Source organism: Amycolatopsis sp. NPDC001319 (assembly GCF_042896185.1).
Taxonomy (GTDB): domain Bacteria; phylum Actinomycetota; class Actinomycetes; order Mycobacteriales; family Pseudonocardiaceae; genus Amycolatopsis.
The window spans coordinates 21,390-41,588 of the sequence record NZ_JBIAWY010000011.1 but is presented as its reverse complement, the minus strand read 5'-3'; the positions used below and the strand labels follow the sequence as shown (position 1 = coordinate 41,588).

At 70.3% G+C, this 20,199-nt stretch carries 20 protein-coding genes and 1 tRNA gene; 10 read left to right on the top strand and 11 right to left on the bottom strand.

The features are described from left to right. Nucleotides 1–20: 20 nt before the first annotated feature. Nucleotides 21–434: a hypothetical protein gene (locus ACFY1H_RS35595; RefSeq protein ID WP_366585595.1), complete on the top strand. Its 414-nt coding sequence runs from the start codon at nt 21–23 to the stop codon at nt 432–434. A gap of 72 nt (nt 435–506) precedes the next feature. Here ACFY1H_RS35595 and ACFY1H_RS35590 read toward each other — a convergent pair whose 3' ends face one another. The 4 genes from ACFY1H_RS35590 to ACFY1H_RS35575 all read right to left on the bottom strand — a co-directional run bounded on the left by ACFY1H_RS35590 (nt 507) and on the right by ACFY1H_RS35575 (nt 7,426). After that, nucleotides 507–1,379: a helix-turn-helix transcriptional regulator gene (locus tag ACFY1H_RS35590; protein WP_366585593.1), complete on the bottom strand. Its 873-nt coding sequence runs from the start codon at nt 1,377–1,379 to the stop codon at nt 507–509. A gap of 90 nt (nt 1,380–1,469) precedes the next feature. Beyond that, nucleotides 1,470–5,033 carry a transcription-repair coupling factor gene (mfd, locus tag ACFY1H_RS35585; protein ID WP_366585733.1) on the bottom strand — a complete coding sequence of 1,188 codons (3,564 nt, stop codon included), beginning with the start codon at nt 5,031–5,033 and terminating at the stop codon, nt 1,470–1,472. Nucleotides 5,034–5,239: 206 nt separating this feature from the next. Then, the gene (locus ACFY1H_RS35580) at nt 5,240–5,791 is read right to left on the bottom strand and encodes a DUF3558 family protein (protein WP_366585591.1); all 552 of its coding nucleotides are present in this window, start codon (nt 5,789–5,791) and stop codon (nt 5,240–5,242) included. Between the two features lie 717 nt (nt 5,792–6,508). Continuing rightward, a complete protein-coding gene (locus ACFY1H_RS35575) occupies nt 6,509–7,426 on the bottom strand; it encodes an LLM class flavin-dependent oxidoreductase (protein ID WP_386953844.1) in 918 nt (305 codons plus the stop codon). A gap of 85 nt (nt 7,427–7,511) precedes the next feature. Here ACFY1H_RS35575 and ACFY1H_RS35570 point away from each other — a divergent pair, with 85 nt between their 5' ends. Next, a complete protein-coding gene (locus ACFY1H_RS35570; protein WP_386953842.1) occupies nt 7,512–8,315 on the top strand; it encodes a helix-turn-helix domain-containing protein in 804 nt (267 codons plus the stop codon). Here the strand turns inward: ACFY1H_RS35570 and ACFY1H_RS35565 are convergent. After that, nucleotides 8,257–8,763 (bottom strand): DedA family protein, encoded by a 507-nt coding sequence (locus ACFY1H_RS35565; protein ID WP_386953840.1) that lies wholly within the window; start codon nt 8,761–8,763, stop codon nt 8,257–8,259. The two genes, ACFY1H_RS35570 and ACFY1H_RS35565, sit on opposite strands and share 59 nt — an antisense overlap. Continuing rightward, on the bottom strand, nt 8,735–9,337 hold the full coding sequence (locus ACFY1H_RS35560; protein WP_386953837.1) for a class I SAM-dependent methyltransferase: 603 nt from the start codon (nt 9,335–9,337) through the stop codon (nt 8,735–8,737). The genes ACFY1H_RS35565 and ACFY1H_RS35560 overlap by 29 nt, the downstream gene beginning before the upstream one ends. 147 nt (nt 9,338–9,484) lie before the next feature. Here ACFY1H_RS35560 and ACFY1H_RS35555 point away from each other — a divergent pair, with 147 nt between their 5' ends. From ACFY1H_RS35555 to ACFY1H_RS35545, 3 genes are read left to right on the top strand one after another with little or no spacing between them, the layout of a single operon-like run. After that, a complete protein-coding gene (locus tag ACFY1H_RS35555) occupies nt 9,485–10,612 on the top strand; it encodes a sensor histidine kinase (protein WP_386954273.1) in 1,128 nt (375 codons plus the stop codon). Next, a complete protein-coding gene (locus ACFY1H_RS35550) occupies nt 10,609–11,256 on the top strand; it encodes a response regulator transcription factor (RefSeq protein ID WP_366585581.1) in 648 nt (215 codons plus the stop codon). Before ACFY1H_RS35555 ends, ACFY1H_RS35550 begins: the two co-directional genes overlap by 4 nt. A gap of 37 nt (nt 11,257–11,293) precedes the next feature. Continuing rightward, nucleotides 11,294–12,475, top strand: a complete 1,182-nt coding sequence (locus tag ACFY1H_RS35545) for a PQQ-dependent sugar dehydrogenase (protein ID WP_386953834.1) — start codon at nt 11,294–11,296, stop codon at nt 12,473–12,475. Here the strand turns inward: ACFY1H_RS35545 and ACFY1H_RS35540 are convergent. After that, nucleotides 12,472–13,191 (bottom strand): SDR family oxidoreductase, encoded by a 720-nt coding sequence (locus ACFY1H_RS35540; RefSeq protein ID WP_366585577.1) that lies wholly within the window; start codon nt 13,189–13,191, stop codon nt 12,472–12,474. The two genes, ACFY1H_RS35545 and ACFY1H_RS35540, sit on opposite strands and share 4 nt — an antisense overlap. Before the next feature lie 64 nt (nt 13,192–13,255). Here ACFY1H_RS35540 and ACFY1H_RS35535 point away from each other — a divergent pair, with 64 nt between their 5' ends. Together ACFY1H_RS35535 and ACFY1H_RS35530 are read left to right on the top strand one after the other, a co-directional pair. Then, nucleotides 13,256–13,774, top strand: coding sequence for an isochorismatase family protein (locus tag ACFY1H_RS35535; RefSeq protein ID WP_354863988.1), 519 nt, complete (start codon nt 13,256–13,258; stop codon nt 13,772–13,774). Beyond that, on the top strand, nt 13,771–14,160 hold the full coding sequence (locus ACFY1H_RS35530) for an NUDIX domain-containing protein (RefSeq protein WP_366585575.1): 390 nt from the start codon (nt 13,771–13,773) through the stop codon (nt 14,158–14,160). The genes ACFY1H_RS35535 and ACFY1H_RS35530 overlap by 4 nt, the downstream gene beginning before the upstream one ends. Here ACFY1H_RS35530 and ACFY1H_RS35525 read toward each other — a convergent pair. The 3 genes from ACFY1H_RS35525 to ACFY1H_RS35515 form a co-directional block, all read right to left on the bottom strand. Then, on the bottom strand, nt 14,157–14,516 hold the full coding sequence (locus ACFY1H_RS35525) for a nuclear transport factor 2 family protein (RefSeq protein WP_386953829.1): 360 nt from the start codon (nt 14,514–14,516) through the stop codon (nt 14,157–14,159). The two genes, ACFY1H_RS35530 and ACFY1H_RS35525, sit on opposite strands and share 4 nt — an antisense overlap. Nucleotides 14,517–14,561: 45 nt before the next feature. Then, nucleotides 14,562–15,152 carry a TetR/AcrR family transcriptional regulator gene (locus tag ACFY1H_RS35520; RefSeq protein WP_285974454.1) on the bottom strand — a complete coding sequence of 197 codons (591 nt, stop codon included), beginning with the start codon at nt 15,150–15,152 and terminating at the stop codon, nt 14,562–14,564. A gap of 108 nt (nt 15,153–15,260) precedes the next feature. Beyond that, entirely contained in the window at nt 15,261–16,085 is an 825-nt protein-coding gene (locus ACFY1H_RS35515) for an oxidoreductase (protein ID WP_386953827.1), read from the bottom strand. A gap of 80 nt (nt 16,086–16,165) precedes the next feature. Between ACFY1H_RS35515 and ACFY1H_RS35510 the strand changes: the two genes are divergently transcribed. Next, nucleotides 16,166–17,065 (top strand): LysR family transcriptional regulator, encoded by a 900-nt coding sequence (locus ACFY1H_RS35510; RefSeq protein WP_366585568.1) that lies wholly within the window; start codon nt 16,166–16,168, stop codon nt 17,063–17,065. Nucleotides 17,066–17,128: 63 nt separating this feature from the next. Here the strand turns inward: ACFY1H_RS35510 and ACFY1H_RS35505 are convergent, their stop codons facing one another. Continuing rightward, nucleotides 17,129–18,091, bottom strand: coding sequence for an acyl-CoA desaturase (locus ACFY1H_RS35505; RefSeq protein ID WP_366585566.1), 963 nt, complete (start codon nt 18,089–18,091; stop codon nt 17,129–17,131). A gap of 206 nt (nt 18,092–18,297) precedes the next feature. On the opposite strand from ACFY1H_RS35505, the gene ACFY1H_RS35500 reads away from it, so the two are divergent. Both ACFY1H_RS35500 and ACFY1H_RS35495 read left to right on the top strand, forming a co-directional pair. Beyond that, a tRNA-Gln gene (locus ACFY1H_RS35500) sits at nt 18,298–18,369 on the top strand. Nucleotides 18,370–18,469: 100 nt separating this feature from the next. After that, entirely contained in the window at nt 18,470–20,164 is a 1,695-nt protein-coding gene (locus tag ACFY1H_RS35495) for a GGDEF domain-containing protein (RefSeq protein WP_366585564.1), read from the top strand. The last annotated feature ends 35 nt before the right edge of the window (nt 20,165–20,199 follow it).

The window sequence follows — 20,199 nt, the reverse complement described above, 5'->3', positions numbered from 1 at the left end:
CGAAGCGTTATTGTCGACAAATGGACTCATGGTTGTCGATCGAGGTTCTCGACGGGGAGTTCCCGGCCCGCGCCTGGCAACGCGCGCACGGCGACAACCTGACCGAAGCCGCAGTGACTCACGGGGCTTTGCAGTGGACGTGGCACGTGCACCAGTGGGGTGTCACGTTGGAGATCGAGTTCCCCGACCTGCTGGATCGGGAGCGGTTCCGCGGCCTGGCCGCCGTGACGGCCGCACTGGACGCGGTACCGGACCCCGACCGGGGCCTGGTGATCTACAACGGCCGCGGTGGCGGGTCGGGATCCCGGGTGCCGCGCCACCCCCGGCCCAAGCCGAGGGCCGACGCGGGCGCGGTGCCCACGCCGAAAGAGGAAGTCCGTTTACAGCTGGCGACAGGTGAGCCGCCGATGTTCCAGCTCAGTGCAGACGGCTGAGGAGCTCCTGCCACGCGGCCGCGGGGACGGTGATGTGGCCGGCTCTTCTCATCGATACGGCCGTGGGGCTGGTCAGAACTGGAGCTGCAGACCTTCGTCGGAAGCTGGATAGAGCTCGGCGACGAGGTCTGTGATGAACCGCCTCGAGTCGGTCTCGGTCAGCGCTTGCTCGCGCAGGCGCCGACGGAGGTTGCCGTACATGGCGATCTCTTCGGGATCTTCGAGGAAGAGATTGACCGCCTCGGTGTCGATGTACACCACCGAATCCGCTTCTTCGAACTCCAGTAGCGAGAAGCCTCCACTTGCCCCTACATGGGGACCGGCTGAAGCCGGCACGATTCGAATCGAGATGTTCGGCCGTACCACCAAGCGCAGCAGATGGTAAAGCTGCTCGGCCATGAGGTCCGCTCCACCGAAGTCGAGCCGCAGCACGAACTCGTGAAGGACGAATTCGAACTGGGTCTGCGACTGGTCGAGAACATCGCGGCGCTTCATCCGCCGGTTGACATACCCCTCGAGATCGCCCTGCAGGTTGACCGAGGATTCCATCTGCGCTCGGCAGTATCGCTCGGTCTGTATGAGGCCGGGAACGATGTTCGCCTGCAGAGCGAACAAAGATGAAGCCTCGGCTTCGAAGTTCTCCAAAGTCCGCAACCGCCGCCTTCGCCGGTCCAACGGAGACTCCACGAGGCCGAACTTGTCTATGTCTTCGCAGAGCGCATAGATTTCGTCGGCCTCCTCGCCGACCACGCCCATGAGGGTGAGCATCTTGACCACGTCTATGTACTTGGTGCCACGCCTCGCGTAGAACATGTTGGAGATGCGGGTCGGCGGCCAGTCCAGCCGGCGCGACATTTCCCGCACACCCCAATGGCGTTCGGCCATCAGCTCTCGCAGACGGACACCGAGTTGGCGCCCTCGCACAGTCGAATAGCGATCATGCATGCGAAAGACGGTACGGCCGAAACCGCTTACGCTCCAACGTTTGCGCTGGTGGTTCCCCCAAAAGTCGGGGTGTTTCCGACTGTGTACACGTCACACGGTGGCTGGCGTCTTCGTCAGCTGGGTCAGCAGCTTCGTGCACCAGTCGAGCAGCTCCTGGTCCCGTAGTGTCGGGGCGCCCATGCGGCCGCCGGCCGGGCCCTCCGTCGGCTTGGGGACGGAGACGGTGTTGGTGATGGCCTTGTACGCCGCCTTGGGGTACAGGCGTTTCAGGCGCACCAGCTGCGAATCGGCGAGGGGCAGGGGCGCGAAGCGGATGGTGTTGCCCTGCACCGCAACCTCCGTGACGCCCGCCGCGCGGCAGGTGTGGCGGAACGCCGCGACGGCGAGGAGGCGGTTGACGGGGGCGGGTGGCTGGCCGTAGCGGTCGATGAGTTCTTCGCGCACGGCGTCGAGGCCCGCGGTGTCGGGCGCGGCCGCGATCTTGCGGTAGGCCTCGAGGCGCAACCGTTCGCCTTCGACGTAGTCGTGGGGGATGTGCGCGTCGATGGGGAGGTCGACGCGGACTTCGGCGAGTTCCTCCTCCTCGGAAGGCTCGGCGCCCGCGTGGCGGCGGAACGCTTCGACGGCTTCGCCGACCAGGCGCACGTACAGGTCGAAGCCGACGCCCGCGATGTGGCCGGACTGTTCCGCGCCGAGGATGTTGCCGGCGCCACGGATTTCCAGGTCCTTCATGGCCACGGCCATGCCCGCGCCCAGCTCGGTGTTCTGCGCGATGGTCGCGAGCCGGTCGTGTGCGGTCTCCGTCAACGGGGCTTCCGGCGGATACAGGAAGTAGGCGTAGCCGCGTTCGCGACCACGCCCGACGCGGCCGCGCAGCTGGTGGAGCTGGGCGAGCCCGAGGAGATCACCACGTTCGACGATGAGGGTGTTGGCGTTGGAGATGTCCAGGCCGGTTTCGACGATCGTGGTGCAGACGAGCACGTCGTACTCGTTTTCCCAGAAGCCCTGGATGATCTTTTCGAGCTTGTCCTCGTTCATCTGGCCGTGGGCGGTCACGACACGCGCTTCGGGTACCAGCTCGCGGATGCGCTTGGCGGCCTTCTCGATGGAGGAGACGCGGTTGTGGACGTAGAAGACCTGGCCGTCACGCAGGAGCTCGCGGCGGACGGCGGCGCCGACCTGCTTGTCGTCGTAGCTGCCGACGTAGGTCAGGATCGGGTGCCGGTCTTCGGGCGGGGTGAGGATGGTGGACATCTCGCGGATGCCGGCGAGCGACATCTCCAGCGTGCGCGGGATGGGCGTGGCGGACATCGTGAGCACGTCGACGTGCGTGCGCAGCGCCTTGATGTGTTCCTTGTGCTCCACGCCGAAACGCTGCTCCTCGTCGACGATCACGAGGCCCAGGTCCTTGTAGCGGATGCCGGTCTGCAGCAGGCGGTGGGTGCCGATGACGATGTCGACCTCACCCTCACCGAGCTGCTCGATGACCAGGTCGGACTCGGTCTTGTTCGTGAACCGCGAAAGGCCTTTGATCGTGACCGGGAACGACTGCATGCGCTCGGTGAAGGTGTTGAGGTGCTGCTGCGCGAGCAGCGTCGTCGGTACGAGCACGGCGACCTGCTTGCCGTCCTGCACCGCCTTGAACGCGGCGCGCACGGCGATCTCGGTCTTGCCGTAGCCGACGTCGCCGCAGATCACGCGGTCCATGGGGACGCCGCGTTCCATGTCGGCCTTGACCTCGTCGATGGCGGCGAGCTGGTCGTTGGTCTCCTGGAACGGGAACGCGTCTTCGAGCTCGTGCTGCCACGGCGTGTCCGGGCCGAAGGGGTGGCCGGGCGCGGCTTGGCGGGCGGCGTAGAGCTGCACGAGCTCGGCCGCGATCTCCTTGACGGCCTTCTTGGCCCTGGCTTTGGTGTTCTTCCAGTCGGAGCCGCCGAGCTTGTTGAGCGTGGGCAGCTCGCCGCCGACGTAGCGGGAGACCTCGTCGAGCTGGTCGGTGGGCACGAACAGCCGGTCGCCGGGGTGGCCGCGCTTGGAACTCGCGTACTCCAGCAGCAGGTATTCGCGCGTGGCGCCGGCGACGGTGCGCTGCACCATCTCGACGAAGCGGCCGATGCCGTGCTGGTTGTGCACCACGTAGTCGCCGGTCTTGAGCGCCAGCGGGTCGACGGCGTTGCGCCGCCGCGAGGGCATCTTGGCGTTGAGGTCCTTTGTGGACGTTCCGGCGTTGGCGCCGCGGCCCGTGAGGTCGGCTTCCGACAGCACCACGAGGGCGCGCTCGGGTGAGACGAAACCGTCGACGAGGGCGCCGCAGGTGACCGTGACGAGGCCGGCCTGCGGGGCCTCGGTGATGCCTTCGCCGGCCAGCGCGGCCGGGACCTCGGCGGTGGTGAGCTGCTCGACGGCGCGGGTGGCGGTGCCGTGGCCCGCGACCACGAGCACGCCGGTGCCGCCGGCGGCGACGTGGGCGCGCAGGTCGGTCATCGCGCGGTCGAACTCGCCGCGGTAGGCGGGCGCGGCTTCGACGCTGACGCGGTAGACGTCGGGGTCTTCGCTGCTCAGCTGGGTGATCGTCCACCAGGCGCGCTTGGTGTCCTGCGCGTGCTCGGCGATCTCGGCCAGGTCGCGGTAGGCCGACGCGCCGAGGTCGATGGGCGCCTGTCCTCCGGCCGCGGCCGTGGTCCACGACGCTTCGAGGAACTCCTGGCCGGTGCGCACGAGGTCGTGGGCGCGGGCGCGGATCTTCTCCGGGTCGGCGAGCAGCACGTGACTGCCGCGCGGCAGGGCGTCGGTGAGCAGGGTGAGCTCGCCGGCGCACAGGACCGGGATGAGGGCTTCCATGCCTTCGACGGGGATACCGTCGGCGAGCTTGGTGAGCATTTCGGCCAGCTGCGCGTCGGCTTCATAGGTGACGGCGAGCTCGGCGGCCTTGGCCTTGACGTCGGCCGTCAGCAGCAGCTCACGGCACGGCGGCGCGGTGACGTGCTGGATCTCACCCGGCAGGGAGCGCTGGTCGGAGACCGCGAACGCGCGGATCTCGCTGACCTCGTCGCCCCAGAACTCGACGCGCACCGGGTGCTGGGCCGTGGGGCCGAACAGGTCGAGGATGCCACCGCGGACGGCGAACTCGCCGCGCTTCTCGACCATGTCCACGCGGGTGTAGGCGAGCTCGACCAGGCGTTCAAGGAGGCCTTCGAAGCTCTGCTCCTCGCCCACGACCAGGTCGACGGGGTCGAGCGAGCCGAGGCCCGGCGCCATGGGCTGGATCAGGCTGCGGACGGTGGACACGACGACCTTGAGCTGGTCGTCACCCTTGTGCAGGCGGTGCAGCACTTCGAGGCGGCGCCCGACGGTGTCGGCGCGCGGCGAGAGGCGCTCGTGGGGCAGCGTCTCCCACGAGGGGAAGTCGACGACCTTCTCGCGCCCGAGCAGCGCTTCGAGGGCGGCGGTGAGCTCGTCGGCCTCCCGGCCGGTGGCGGTCACGGCCAGCACGTGGCGGCCCGCGCCACCTCTCGCCTCGTCTTCGGCGAGCACCGCGGCGACCAGCTGACGCGCGGTCACGGCGCCCTGCAGCTCGAGCAGCGGGGCGCCGGCACGTTCGACGACCCCGCGCAGGGCGGGGTCGGGCAGGATGGCTTGGAGGAGTCCGGACAGTGGAGCGTCGGTCACGTCTTCCAGACTACGTCGGGGCACCGACAGTCCGGGGGCGACCTGGCCACGTGGTGAGGGCGGCGCGCAGGTCGGTTCCGCCGGGGGTCACCCAGGCGACGTAACCGTCGGGGGGATGAAGGCGGCGAGGGGCTGGTCGGGGAGGGCGGTGGCGGTGGCGGTGGCGATCGCCAGGCGCGCGCTGCCTCTCGTCATTCGCTCAACCGGTGGCTGATCGCCGCGGCGAAGTTCTCGCCGACCGTGAGCGGGTCGGGTCCGGGCGCGCCGGGACCGAAGCCGACCGCCGAGAGCCGGATCGACTGACCCGGGCCGGTCATGACGAAGATCATGTAGCCGGTGTCCTGGCCGTGCGTGATCTGGCCCAGCAGCGCACGGTGACCCTCGATCGTGCTGACGGTGAGCTGCCGGACGTCCGGGTCCCGGGTCTTGTCGGTTGCCGGGTAGGCGGTGAAGGTGACCAGTGCGCCTGGTGCACCCCACTGACAGGCCGTGCCGCTCGGGTCCGGGACTTCGGTGCCCTCGATGATCACGTTCAACCGGACGATGTCGTCGTGATCCAGGGCCTTGCAAGGATGATCGGCAAGGTCGGTGATCTTCGGTTTTGCCGGAGCGGTCGAGAGTGTGGTTGGCGGTGTGGTCGGCTTTATCGCCGAAGACGCCGTTGGACCCGGCTGCCGATCGGGCGCGCCGCAGGCGACGACGCCTATCGACATCAGCACGAGAACCACCGTGAGCCGCTGCATGCGTCGCACCGTAAGTCCGGCACTCGGGACCGGTCCCGGCAAAGGGCGCCGCGCGACTTACTGCTTGATGAACGTCGCGACGTTGCGATGCCGGTGGGCGTTTGCCTGCATGGCGCCAGGCTGGTTCCCAGGTTCGTACCTTCAGGTGGGTGGCGTGCACCTGCCCGCACTCGTCGGGCGTCTTTCGTGTGCCGCTGGGGACCTGGCCACAAACCCCACGACCCTTACGGCCTCCACAACCCTCACAACCCCCGCGACGCAGGGCCCACCCTGCCAGGGGCCACCCTGGATCCATTCTACCGGCGCACACCGACAAACCCTGCGGCCGGCGGGACGTTGTCCACAGCCGAGCAGAGTTGTGGACAACCACGGACAACTGGCGGGCGGCAACGACGGGCAACTGCCGCGCAACGAGGGGACAGCCGCGGCGCAACGGTTCGGCAGGGCGCCACAGGACCGTGCGAAAAAGCGTTGCGCCGCAGGGGGTTCGTCGCGGAGGGGCGGAAAGTCGAGGCCGGCTGGGGTGGCCGGCCGCCGCGCGGCGAACCCCGGGGAGAGGGTGCGGCTCAGCCGGCGGTGACGGCCCGGCGGTCGGTGTTACGGGTGATGGTGCGGTTCCAGTCGGGGTCTCCCGTGATCTTCATGGCTTTCCTTTCGTGTCAACGGATCCCCCGGGTGGGGATCCATTCACGACACGGATGGAAAGCCCCGCAGGGTTCAGTGTTGCGGAGAATTGGTCGGCAAGAGTCCCGACAGGAGGCGTAGCTGGTCGGCGACCACGTCGGCGTCCAGGGCGGCGATGCGGAGCAGAATGTGGTCTGCACCAGCTAGTGCGTACTCGCGCAGGCCGGCCGCGACGGTCGAAACCGGGCCGGTGAGCATTGTCTGGATGGTGCCGATCGCGGACAGCGGGCGGCTGTACGTGGCTTGGCAGTAGGTGTCCAGTGCCTGGCGGCCGAGCGCGGGGTCATCGTCGACGTAAGCCGTGGCGAACAGGGCCGGGGTGATGGGGCGGTCCGACAGCGAGCGGATGGTGGTGAGGCCGCGGGCGTAGTTGGCCGGGTCGGGTGGGTAGGGCAGCCAGCCGTCGTAGAGGTCGGCCGTGCGGCGGAGGGCGGACGGGGTGGCGCCGGCGAGCCACAGGGGTGGGCCGCCGGGGCGGGAGGGCGCGGGGACGTCGGGAAGCCAGTCGTGGTGGAGGACCTTGCCGTGGAAGGACCGGGGCGTGCCGGTCCAGAGGTCGCGCCAGAGGCGGGCGACGTCGTCGAGGTGGGAGAAGCGTGTCTTGAACGACACGCCGACCAGGTCGAACTCCGGCTCGCTGAAGCCGGGGAACCCCGCGCCGAGGCCGAGGACGAGGCGGCCGCCGGAGAGCTGGTCGAGGGTCGAGAGCGTCAGCGCCGCCTGCACGGGCTGGCGGAGCGCGGGCAGCAGCGCGGCGGTGCCCACCGTCACGCGCTCGGTGGCCTGCGCGACGGCGGTGAGCAGGGTGAGCGGCTCAGCCCGGGCGCGGACGAGCGAGTCGCCCGCCCAGACGGAGTCGAAGCCGAGGCGCTCGGCCTCGCGGGCGAGCTCGACGACGGCGGGGGCGGCGAGCTGGGCCTGCCCGGCGGGCAGGAGAAGTCCGAATTTCATGCCCCGAGCATTCGGCGCGCCGGGGTCTCGCGGCAATTCCCCGGAAGGAATGGCGCGCCCGCGCGGGTTCTGCTTGCCTGGCCCCATGGACCCGGCCTTCGCCACCGCGTTGCGCGACGCCCGCACCCGCCGCCGGCTCAGCCAGCTCGACCTGGCCCTGGCCGCCGGCACCACGCAGCGGCACGTGAGCTTTCTGGAACGGGGCCGTTCGGCTCCCGGCCGGGGCATGGTCGTGCGCGTGGCCGAGGCCCTCGGCCTGCCCCTGCGCGAACGCAACGCCCTGCTCCTGGCCGCCGGCTTCGCCCCGCGCTACGCCGAGACACCCCTCGACGACCCCCGGCTGGCCCCCGTCCTCGATTCGTTGACGGCTCTGCTCGACGGCCACCGCCCGTACCCGGCGCTGATCGTCGACCGCTACGGCACGCTCGTGTCCGCGAACGACGCCTTCACGCTTCTCACGGAAGGCGTGGCCGCCGAACTGCTGGCGCCACCCGTGAACGTCCTGCGCCTGGCCCTGCACCCCGACGGCATGGCCCCGCGCATCCACAACTTCGCCGACTGGGCGCAGCACGTGCTCGAACGCCCCCGCCAGGGCCTGCCGGACCCGCGTCAGGCCGAGTTGCTGGACGAGCTCACTTCGTACCTGCCCGCGCCTTCACCGCCTTCGCCGGACCACCTCGGCTTCGCCGTGCCCCTGCAGCTGTCCACCTCCCTGGGCGACCTCCGCCTGATCACCGCCATCACCCGCCTCACGACGGCCGTCGACGTGACGATCGCGGAGCTGAGCCTGGAAACGTTCCTTCCCGCCGACGCGGAAACGGCCGCTTTGCTTACGGCACAACCCATCCCGTCAACTGCCCCGCCAGCAGCTCCACACCCGCCCACATGACGGCGGCACAAACGCTCCCCACCACAAACCGCCGGTACGGCAGGCCGGCCGATCCGGCGACGCGGGGCACCAGCGTCCGCACCCCCGCCAGGCACCGGCCCAGGACCACCGCCGGCACGCCGAACCGAACGATCGCCGACTCGGCCCGGTCCCAGCGCGCCGGCCCGACCCGGCGGCCCAGGCGCGAAGAGCGCAGCCGCGGCCCCAGCACCCGCCCTTCCCAGTACGCGATCTGGTCGCCGAGAACGGCGGCGGAAACGCACACCACCAAGGCCACCCACCAGGACAACGTCCCCCGCTGCACGAGGAACCCCATCAGCAGCAAAGTGGACAGTGTCGGCAGCACGATTCCCGGCAGCAGAGCCGTTTCCGCCGTGATCACCAGGGCACACACGACGTAGACGACCACCGCGGGTGCGTCAAGAAGCGGGTGCAGCAGAGCGTTCACGGGAAACCCCGGCGGAAACCGGCAACGCGGCCCGGTACACGTACGCCGGCGGCAGGTTCCGCCACACCACCGGAGTCCGCTCCACCACGAAGAACCGGCTGCGCAACAGGCGGGCGAACCGGCGGGCCGGCGGTGTCCAGGCGGCGTGGGCGTAGGCGAACGTCGTGAAGCAGCCGCGCGGGGACAGGACCGAGCAGGCCGAGTCCAGGATCTCCTGCTGACGCGAGGCAGGCATGGCCGTCCAGGGCAGGCCGGAGATCACGACGTCCGCCGGGTCCAGTCCCAGGGAACCCACCGAGGAAGCCGAGCCGCACACCACCGAGACCGAGGGGAAGCGCGAACGCAGCGAAGCCGCCAGCCGGGGGTTGATCTCGACCGCCGTGACAGCCGCGGTCGCCGGCACCAGAGCCAGCACCGCCGACGTGAACACCCCCGTCCCCGGCCCCAGCTCGACAACGGAACCCGCGCGCTCGAGACCCAGGCCGCGGGTCATGGCCGTGGCCAGGAACCCAGAACTCGCCGCGACGGCACCCGTCAGCATGGGGTGCCGGAAGAACTCCGTGGTGATCGACATGAACCCGAAACTAAGGACGCATCCCGTGGCCGCGGATCGGCCGATCGGGCCGCGTGCATCGTCCCATCGGAGGAGGCGAGGCATACCGCGGAAGGACGCGGCGAGCGGCCGGCGGGCGTTACGTTCACAGACGTGCGAGCACTGGTGATGTGGGTGCGCAGGCAGCGCTGGACGCTGGACCTGCCGCTGTACGCCGTCTTCGTGCTGCTCGGGCCGAACATCGCGACCGGCGACTGGTCCCTGCGGCTGGTGCCGATGGCGTTCCTGCTGCCGCTGCTCGTGCGACGGCGGTGGCCGCGGACGACGGCGGTGCTGATCATCGCCGGGGTGGTGGCCGTCTACACGAACGACGTGTGGGCGTTCGACCGCGGGCGCAGCGAGCTGGCGATGGCGGTGGTGCTGTTCACGCTGGTCAAGAAGGGTGACCGGCGGTTCGCCGCGGTGATCGCGGCGGCCGTGCTGGCGCTCGACTGGATGTGGGGGTTCACGTGGGGCGCCGCGACGCAGAATCCGACGTTGACGATCGTCGGGGTGCTGCCGCTGCACATCGCGGCGTGGGCGCTGGGCGAGTTCTTCCGCGCGAAGGAGCAGCTGACCGACGAGGAACGGCTGCGCGCGGACCTCGCGGTGTCGGAGCGGCAGGCGCAGGCGCGCGCGGCCGTCGCGGAGGAGCGCACGCGGATCGCGCGCGAGCTGCACGACGTGCTCGCGCACAGCATGAGCGTGATCGTGCTCAACGCTGAAGGCGCGAAGCTCGCGCGGCACCAGGACCCCGAAGCCGTGGACCGCACGCTCGACACCATCAGCCGCACCGGGCGCGGGGCGCTCGCGGAGCTGCGGCGGCTGCTCGAAGTGATGCACGCCGGTGAGCCCGCGCGCACGCCGCAGCCGACGCTGGACGAGCTGCGCACGCTCGTCGAGCAGTCCGGGCGCGACGTCGGGCTCGAGGTGACCGGTGATGCCACCGACCTGCCCACGGGCGCCGCGCTGCAGGCGTACCGGATCGTCCAGGAGGCGCTGACCAACATGCTCAAACACGCTCCCGCCGACGCGTCCGCCCGGGTGCGCGTGGAGTTCACGCCGACCGAGGTGCTCGTCGAGGTGACGAACACCGGGGGCCGCGAGCCCGTGGCGGCGGGGCTGCCGTCGTCGGGGCGCGGGCTGGCCGGGATGGCGCAGCGCGTGGAGCTCTACCGCGGCAAGCTCGAGACGGGCCCGCTGCCCGACGGCGGGTTCCGCGTGCTCGCGACCCTGCGGACGGGCGCGGCGCGATGACGTCGGTGCTGATCTGCGACGACCAGGAGCTGGTGCGCGTCGGGCTGCGGATGATCGTGGACAGCCAGCCGGATCTCGACGTCGTCGCGGAGGCGGGCGACGGCGCGGAAGCCGTGCGGATCGCCCGCGAACGAAGGCCCGACCTGGTGCTGATGGACGTGCGCATGCCGGTGCTCGACGGCGTCGCCGCGACCGAGCGCATCTGCGCCGCCCTGCCGGACGTGCGGGTGCTGGTGATCACGACGTTCGACCTCGACGAATACGCCTACTCGGCCCTGCGCGCCGGCGCGAGCGGGTTCCTGGTGAAGGACGCGCCGTCGGACGAGATGCTGGTGGCGATTCGCGGAGTGCTGCGCGGCGACGCGATGGTGTCGCCTTCGGTCACGCGGCGGCTGCTCGACCGCTACCTGACCGGGCGGCCCGTCGAGTCGGCGAAGCTGGGTTCGCTCACCGAGCGGGAGAAGGACGTGCTCGGGCTGATCGCTCGCGGGCTGTCGAACACCGAGATCGCGGGCAAGCTGTTCATCGGCGAGACGACGGTGAAGACCCACGTCGGGCGTGTCCTCGCGAAGCTGGGCCTGCGGGACCGCGTGCACGCGGTGGTGTTCGCGTACGAGTCGGGGCTGGTCCGGCCCGGCGATTGAGACGCGAACGTCGCTTTTGTCGGGCATGCTGGGTCGTATGCGCCTGCCCGGAGTCGTGCTGCTCGCGGTCGTCGCGGTGCTCGCCACCGCTTGTTCGGGAGCGGCGAGTGCGCCGCCGCCGTTGACGAGCGCCCCTTCGCCGGCTTCCGCCACCGCGTTTCGCGTCGAGGAGGTGGCCGGCGGACTGGAGCACGGGTGGGACATCGGATTCCTGCCGGACGGGTCGCTGCTCGTGCCACAGCGCCCGGGCAAGCTGGCGTTGATCCGGGATGGGCGGACCACCGAGGTGCGCGCCGACTTCTCCGACGTACTCGTGCAGGGCGAAGGCGGGCTGATGGGGATGGTGCTCGCGGCGGATTTCGCTTCGTCGCGGGAGTTCACGACGTGCCAGACGCACCAGGAGGGTGGCCGGGCGGTCGACGTCCGCCTGGTCACGTGGCGGCTCGCGCCGGACGGGGCCAGTGCGTCGAAGGTGCGGGATCTGCTGACGGGGCTGCCGGTGAACCCCAGTGGCCGGCACTCCGGCTGCCGGCCCACCCTGGCTCCCGACGGCGCGTTGCTCGTCGGGACCGGGGACACGGCGCGGCCGACGATCGCGCAGGACCGCCACAGCCTCGGCGGGAAGGTGCTTCGGATCAACGCGAAAACCGGGGAAGCGTTGCCGGACAACCCGTTCTTCGCTTCGGCCGATCCTCGCGAGCGGCGGATCTACACCTACGGGCACCGCAACATCCAGGGCGTCGCGATCCGGCCGGGGACCGGGCAGGTGCTGACTTCCGAGCACGGGCCGACGTTCGACGACGAGGTGAACTTGATCCGGCCCGGCGCCAACTACGGGTGGGATCCCTCGAAAGGCGGGACGGATTCCTCGTATGACGAAAGCGTGCCGATGACGGATCTCGACCGGTTCCCCGACGCAGTCCGTCCACTCTGGACTTCCGGCGAGATCACCGAGGCGACTTCGGGCGACGCGTTCCTGACCGGTCCGCAGTGGGGTGCCAACGAAGGCGCTTTGGCCGTGGTGGCGCTGAAGGGGCAGAAACTGTTGCTGCTGCACCTGGATTCCGCGGCCAAGGTCACTTCGGTGACGCTGCCACCCGAATTCGACGACCGGTTCGGGCGGTTGCGCGCCGTCCGATCAGCGCCGGACGGCGCGCTCTACGTGACCACCTCGAACGGATCGGACGACAAGGTCCTTCGCGTCACCCCGGGCGCTTAAGAGCCTTGGTAGGCGCCGCCGTTCACGTGGACGACCTGGCCCGTCACGTGGCCCGCGCCGGGGCCGGCGAGGAACGCCACGACTTCCGCGACGTCTTCCGGACGGCCCTCTCGGTTGTTCATCGTGGTGGCGACCAGCCGGCCGCGGCGTTCGTCGGTGAGCTTGCCGTGGAAGAACTCCGTGTCCACGATCAAGCCGGGCGCGACCACGTTCGCGGTGATTCCCCGCGGCCCCATGACCCGGGCGACGTCCGAGTTCCACGCCTCGACGGCGGCCTTCGCCCAGCCGTAGGACCCGGCGCCGATGTGGGCGGCGATGGAGCCGATGGTGATGATCCGGCCGTGGTCGGCGAGCCGGTCGCGCAAACCCGCCGTGACCAAGGCGGCGGTGAAGACGTTGGCCCGGAAATTGGCCGTCCAGGCGGTGGCCAGGGTCGCCAGGTCGGTGTTGTCGTCGCGGAGGAAATCGGTGTTGCCGCCGGCGTTGTTCACCAATACGTCGACACTTTCCGGCAGTTCCGGCAAGGCCGCCTCGACGGCCTCGTGATCGGCGGCGTCGAACGCGACCGCCCGCGCGCCGAGCAGCGCCGCGGCTTCGGTGAGCACGCTTTCGCGGCGGCCGGTGATCGTCACGCGGTCGCCGGCGCGCGCGAACGCGGCCGCGATGGCGTAGCCGATTCCCGTGCCCCCGCCGGTGACCACTACTTCCCGGTTCATCCCGAACATCCTTTCCCCAGCCGACGAACACAGACCGTACCGGGACCGGCCTAGGATCTGCCGTATGACAGAGATCGACCCCGCCTCGACGGCGCTCGTGCTCGTCGACTTCCAGGAGCGGATCGTCGCGATGCCGACGACGCCGTTCGCCGGGCCCGAGGCCGCCGCCAACGCCGTGCGCCTGCGCGACGCGTTTTCCGAAGCCGGCGCGCAGATCGTGATCATCCAGGCGATGCGCCCGGGCTCCGAAGGTGCGCCGGGCAGCGACGTGATCCCGGAGCTGAAGCCGCGCAACGGCGAAAAGCTGGTGGTCAAGGCCACCATCGGCGGCTTCTACAACACCGACCTGCACGCGCACCTGCGCGACGCGGGCGTGCGCACCGTGGTGTTCGGCGGCATCGCGACGGAATTCGGCGTGGAGTCGACGCTGCGCGCCGCGGCGGACCACGGGTACGCCGTGATCGCCGTGTCCGACGCGATGACGGGCCTGTCCGACGTGTCGCACGAATCGTCGACCACGAAGATCTTCCCGCGGCTCGGCACGGTGCTCACCACGGCCGAAACCCTTGCGGCGCTGGGATGATCGACAAACTCGCGTGGCTGCACGTGGTCGACGGCCGCGTGCTCGCGGCCGTGTCCGCGGGCAAGGACACGTGGTACCTGCCGGGCGGCAAGCGCGAGCCGGGCGAGTCGGACGCCGAGGCGCTGGTGCGGGAGATCGCCGAGGAGCTGTCGGTCGCGCTGGACCCGTCGTCGTTGGAGCCCGCCGGCGTGTGGGAGGCACAGGCGGACGGGCGCGCGGCGGGCACGGTCGTGCGGATGACCTGTTACACGGCCTCGTTTTCCGGCACCTTGGCGGCTTCGAGCGAGATCGCCGACTTCGCTTGGCTGGGCTTCGAGGACCGGCCGCGCGTGTCGGCAGTTGTGCAGCTCATCTTCGACGACCTGCACGCGCGCGGCCTGCTCTAGCCGAGCTGCTTCTGCATGGCCGCGGCGAGCGCGTTGAGCCCCGACAGCGGGCGCACCATCACCACGAGCTCGGTGATCTCGCCGGAGTCGTTGGTGCGCAAGAAGTCGCAGCCTTCCACCTCGCGGTCGCCGACGCGCGCGGTGAACACGAGGGCGTGGCCGTCGTCGTCTTTCAGCTCCCGCTGATACGCGAAGCCCTCGAACACCGCGAACGCCGCCCGCAGGATCACCCCGACCTGCTCGCGCCCCTGGTAGGGCCGGTGTACAGCGGGACTGCGGAACACGGCGTCCTCGGCGAACAACGCGACGGCGGCCTCGATGTCCCGGCCTTCGATGGCTTCCCGGAAAGTCGTCATCGGATGATCGTCAAGCACTGAGCCGGTTCGGACAAGTCCCCGGGCTCAGCCCAGCAACCTCGGCTTGTGTTCCAGATGCGACAACCCGTTCCAGGCCAAGTTCACCAGATGCGCCGCCACCTCGTCGCGCTTCGGTTTGCGTGCGTCGAGCCACCACTGGCCCGTCAGGGCGACCATCCCGACCAGCGCCTGCGCGTACAGGGCCGACAGCTTCTCCTCGTAGCCGCGCGCCGCGAACTGCTGGGCGAGGATGTGTTCGACCTGGCCCGCGATGTCGTTGAGGACGGTGGAGAAGGTGCCGGTGGAGCTGGCCACCGGGGAGTCGCGGACGAGGATGCGGAAGCCGTCGTGGGAGTCCTCGACGTAGCTGAGCAGGGCGATGGCCGCTTGTTCGAGCATGACGCGCGGGTGGCCGCCGTGGAGGGTGTTGACCATGCGGTCGAGCAGGAGCTGCGTCTCGCGGTCCACGACGACCGCGTAGATGCCTTCCTTGCCGCCGAAGTGTTCGTAGACGACGGGTTTCGAGACGTTCGCGCGGGCGGCGATCTCTTCCACCGAGGTGCCGTCGAAGCCCTTCTCGGCGAACAACGCGCGCGCGACGAGGAGCAGCTGTTGCCGGCGTTCGCTGCCCGTCATGCGGACGCGCGTCACCGGCGCCGCCGGTCGTGCACCGGTGACCGCTGCTTCGCGCTTCGCCCTTCGTCTCCCCGCCATGCGCAGCAGGGTAGCCGGGTGGCGGCGCGCTCAGGCGAACGCGGTGTTGCGCGCGTGGTCCTCCCACGCCGTCAGGTCGGCCCGCACCTGGTCGAGGTGGCCGCCGATCGCGTCGACGGCGTCGCCGCCGAGGGCCAGGCGCAGCGGGGTTTCCGGGGCGTCGAGCGCGGTGAGGATGGCGGCGGCGGCCTTCGCGGGGTCGCCGGCCTGCGTGCCATCGGCGTCGACGACGAGGCGGCGCGTGGGGCCGACCGACTCGGCGTAGTCGTCGATCTCGCCGCTGCGGCTCGTGCTGCCCCACAAACCGGTGCGGAACGCGCCCGGTTCCACGATCAGCACCTTGATCCCCAGGCGGCCCACCTCGTCGGCGAGCCCTTCGGACAGCCCCTCCAACGCGAACTTCGTGCCGCTGTAGGCCGAGAACCCCGCGAACGACAGCTGCCCGCCCATGCTGCTCATCTGCACGATCGCGCCGGACCGCCGCTCGCGCATGTGCGGCAGCACCGCGCGCACCAGGGCCGCCGGGCCGAAGACGTGCACGTCGAACAGCGACCGCAGCTCCTCGTCGGTGGTCTCCTCGAACGCGCCGACGTGGCTGCGGCCGGCGTTGTTCACCAGCACGTCGAGCCGGCCGTGCCGCGCGATGACCGAGGAGACGGTGGCGTCGACCGCCGCGAGGTCCGTGACGTCGAGCGGCACCGCCTCCACCTGGTCCGGGTGCGCGGCGACGACGTCGGCCAGCGTTTCGGTGCGCCGCGCCGCCGCGACCACCACGTCGCCGGCCGCCACCGCGGCCTCGGTGAGCGCGCGGCCGAAGCCGCTGTTCGCGCCGGTGATCAGCCAAACCTTGTTCATGTCCTGAGCCCCTTTCGCTGACACCGACTCTGGGCGAAAAGCGCTCGCGCGTCCAAGACCTGCTGTGATAACCATTGGCTATGGACGTGCACGGCCGCGATCTGCGGTACTTCGTCACGGCCGCCGAAGAGCTCCACTTCACGCGCGCGGCCGAACGGCTCTACGTCTCCCAGCCCGCGCTGAGCAAGCAGATCCGCATGCTCGAACGGCAGCTCGGCGCCCCGTTGTTCGACCGCGACCGCCGTGAGGTCCGGTTGACGCCGGTGGGCGAGGCCTTGCTGCCACACGCGCGCCGGGTGCTCGCGGAGTGGGACGCGGCGCACGACGCCGTCGCCCAGGCGAAGGCCGAGCAACGGGGGACGCTCGTCGTCGGCATGAGCACGAGCCCCGGCCGCGGCGGCATGCTGCCCGCGATCCGGTCGAGGTTCACCGACGTGCACCCGCACGCCCGGCTCACGCTGCGCCAGGTCGGCTGGCACGACTCCACCGCGGGCCTCGCCGACGGCTCCACCGACGTCGCTTTCGTGTGGCTCCCGGTGCCGGGCGCCGAACGCTACGACTGGGTCGTGGTCGCCGAAGAACCCCGGCTGGTCGCGATGTCCGCCACGCACCCCCGAGCCGGCCAGTCCACAGTGGACTTCGCCGACCTGCTCGACGAACCGTTCCTCGCCCTGCCCGCCGACGCCGGCCCGCTACGCGACCACTGGCTCGCCCCCGAAGCCCGCGGCGGCCGCGCCCCCGTGATCGGCGCGGAGATCAGCAGCGCGGACGAAACCTACGAGGCCCTCGTCGACGGCCGCGGCGTCTGCCTCATCGCCGCGGGCAACGCGCCCCTGCTCACCCGCGGCGACGTCGTCGCCCTCCCCGTGCACGGCGTGTCCCCCAGCCGCCTCGCGCTGGCGTGGCGCAAGGACGACAACCGGCCACTCGTCCACGCCTACGCCCGCGCCGCCCGGCTGGCCACGCGAAGCCAGGCCTGAAACAACCCCGAAAACAAAGCGGACCACCGAAAATCGGTGGTCCGCAAAGAAAACGGAAAGAACTCAGCCCTCGGACGCGATCCGCGCCAGCCGCTGCGGAGTCGGCCAGCGGACGTCGTGCACCCAGCCGAACTTCTCGAACATCCAGATCAGGCGGGCCGACATGTCGATCTGGCCGCGCTTCACGCCGTGGCGGGCCGAGGTCGGGTCGGCGTGGTGCAGGTTGTGCCAGGACTCGCCGAAGGAGAAGATCGCCAGCGGCCAGAAGTTGGCCGAGCGGTCACGCGCCGCGAAGGGGCGTTCGCCGATCATGTGGCAGATGGAGTTCACGGACCAGGTCACGTGGTGCAGCACGCAGATGCGCACGAGGCCGGCCCAGAAGAACGCGGTGAGCGCGCCCCAGAACGACCACGAGATGAGGCCGCCCAGCACGGCCGGCAGGGCCAGCGAGAGCAGCGCCCACAGCCAGAACAGGTCGTCGACCTTCTGGATCGCCGTGTCCTTCACCAGGTCGGGCGCGAAGCGGGCCTGGTTGCTCTTGTCGCGCTCGAACAGCCAGCCCATGTGCGCGTGCCAGAACCCGCGGGCGATGGCGGCCGGCGAGGTGCCGAACATCCACGGCGAGTGGGGGTCGCCGTCGCGGTCGGAGAACGCGTGGTGACGACGGTGGTCGGCCACCCAGGTGATCACGGGGCCCTGCAGGGCGATGCTGCCGGCGATGGCCATCACCACGCGCAGCCACTTCTTCGCCTTGAACGACCCGTGCGTGAAGTACCGGTGGTAGGCGACGGTGATGCCCAGGCCGCTGACGCCGTAGAACACCACGAACAGCGCGACGTCGACCCACGTCAGTCCCCAGCCCCACGCGAACGGGACGGCGACCAGCAGGGCCACCAGCGGCGCGAGCACGCCGAAGTACACGGAAAGCTGCACGCCGATGCCGCGCTGACCTTCGGTGATCGGCTTGGGGCCCTTCGGGGCCGGCGGCTCTCCAGCTGGCTGGGAACGGTCGAGGGTGGCCGTCATACAGTTCACTTCTTCCTACGAGCCCCTGCGAAGGGTGACCTAACCTACGATGCCGTAAGTTACGGTACAGGAGGTTTCGAGCCCTGGGGAGGCCCGAAATGTCCGTTGCGCTCCGGCACGGTTCAACCTGTGAAGTACCCCGGCCGCGGGCGCTTCACCCTCCCGCCACCACTGTCGCCGATCATCGCTATCCTGACCAGGATCGATCCGCCGTAGTGTAATCGGCAGCACTTCAGATTTTGGTTCTGACAGTTCAGGTTCGAATCCTGGCGGCGGAGCAGACGTGTGACCAACCCGAGCCGAAGCGATGGGGGTGTGGGGCGGCTGAGCGATGAAGCGATCGACCCCGGAACCGCCCGGCGTCCGACTCTCGTCGAGATGTCCGACGCTTGGCTGGTCGGGCGTGCGCGTGAGCTGATCGCCGCCGTCCAGCGGCAGGAGTTCGACAAGCAGCTCGAGATCGTCGCCATCATGGACGAGCTGCTCGAGGAGACCCTGCGCCGCGGCGAGCCCACGCTGGTGGCGCAGCTGCTGCGGGCCTCGGCGTTCGCCCGCCTGGTCACGCGCGGGCTGGCCGCCGAAGCGGAGCCGCGGCTCGACGAGATGCTCGCCCACACCCGCCGCCACGGCCTGTCGCTGCTGCGCGCCGACGCGCACGCGTTGCGCGGACGCCGGCTGGTGCTGGCCGCGCAGGAGGACGCCGCGCTCACCGAGATCGCCCGCGCGCTCGCGATCCTCGACGACTCCACGATCCCCGACCGCCAGGTCGGCGTGCGCAACTGGAACCGCATGCAGTCGATGGCGCTCATCGACTGCTGGATCGTGCTCAACCAGCTCGGCGTGTACGAGGCCGCCGAAGAGGTCATCAGCCGCGCCCACCAGGCGATCCGCGAGAGCGCGAGCCCGCACGAGATCACGCTGCAGCTGATGAACCGCGTGAAGATGCTGCTGGGCTGGGGCCTGCGGCTCGAGCGCATCGAGCAGTACGACGAGGCGGCCGAGAAGTTCCGCACGGCCGCGTCGATGGCGGTGGCGGCCGAGGGCCCGTTCGCCGAGTCGCTGTTCCCGCGCAAGGCCGGGGTTTCGGCGGTCGACCAGGTGGGCGTGCTCGCTTCCGCGCTGGCGCTGCACAACCCGGCCGCCGAGCACGTGGACCGGCTCACCCAGATGCGCCACGGCCACCACTTCCCGCACGAGCAGGAGATCGTCGCCATCGCGCTCGCGCGGTGCCTCGACCGCGCCGGCCGCCGCGAGGAAGCGCTCGACGTGCTGCGCGAGACGCGCAAGGCGATGTCCGAGGACATCTCCCAGCCGTCGATGCGGCTCAACATCGCCCGCGAGCTCGCGCGGCTCGACACGACGCCGGACTACGCGTCGGGCGCGAGCAAGTCGCTGATCGACTACGCGACCACGCTCGAATCCGAGATGTGGACGCTGCGCGAGTCGCAGATCGCCACGCTCAACGCGCGCCGCGAACACGAACGGCTGTCGGCCGAACACGGTGCGATCACGCAGCAGGCGCTGCAGGACCCGCTCACCGGCCTGCCCAACCGCCGCGCGCTCGACGAACGCCTGCGCGCGCTCGCGTCGTCGGCCGACGCGCAGCCGCTGGCCGTCGCGCTCGTGGACCTCGACGGGTTCAAGGGCGTCAACGACAAGCAGTCGCACGCCGAGGGGGACAACGTGCTCCGCGTTGTCGCCAGCACGTTGCGTGACGCCCTGCGTGGTGACGACGTTGTCGCCCGCTACGGTGGCGACGAGTTCATCGTCCTGCTGCCGGGCGCGCCCGCGTCGGCCGCGAAGATGGCGCTGGGGCGCGCGGTGAAGTCGGTGGCGGAGCTGCCGCACCACCTTTCGCACGGCGTCACCCTGTCCATCGGGCTGGTGTCGCTGCGGCCGCAGGAGCGGGCCGAGCAGGTGCTCGCGCGCGCGGACGCGGCGATGTACGAAGCAAAACGCGGTGGGGGCAACCAGGTCGCCTCCGCCAATTCGATGGCGGGCGACGCCGGCGCGAGCTGGCCCGCGGAGAGCATCCCGGCCGACCCCTCGTGGGGCGCCGAGGAGCCCACGTAGGATCGTTGCCCGTCGGAACGAGCCGGTAAATCGTT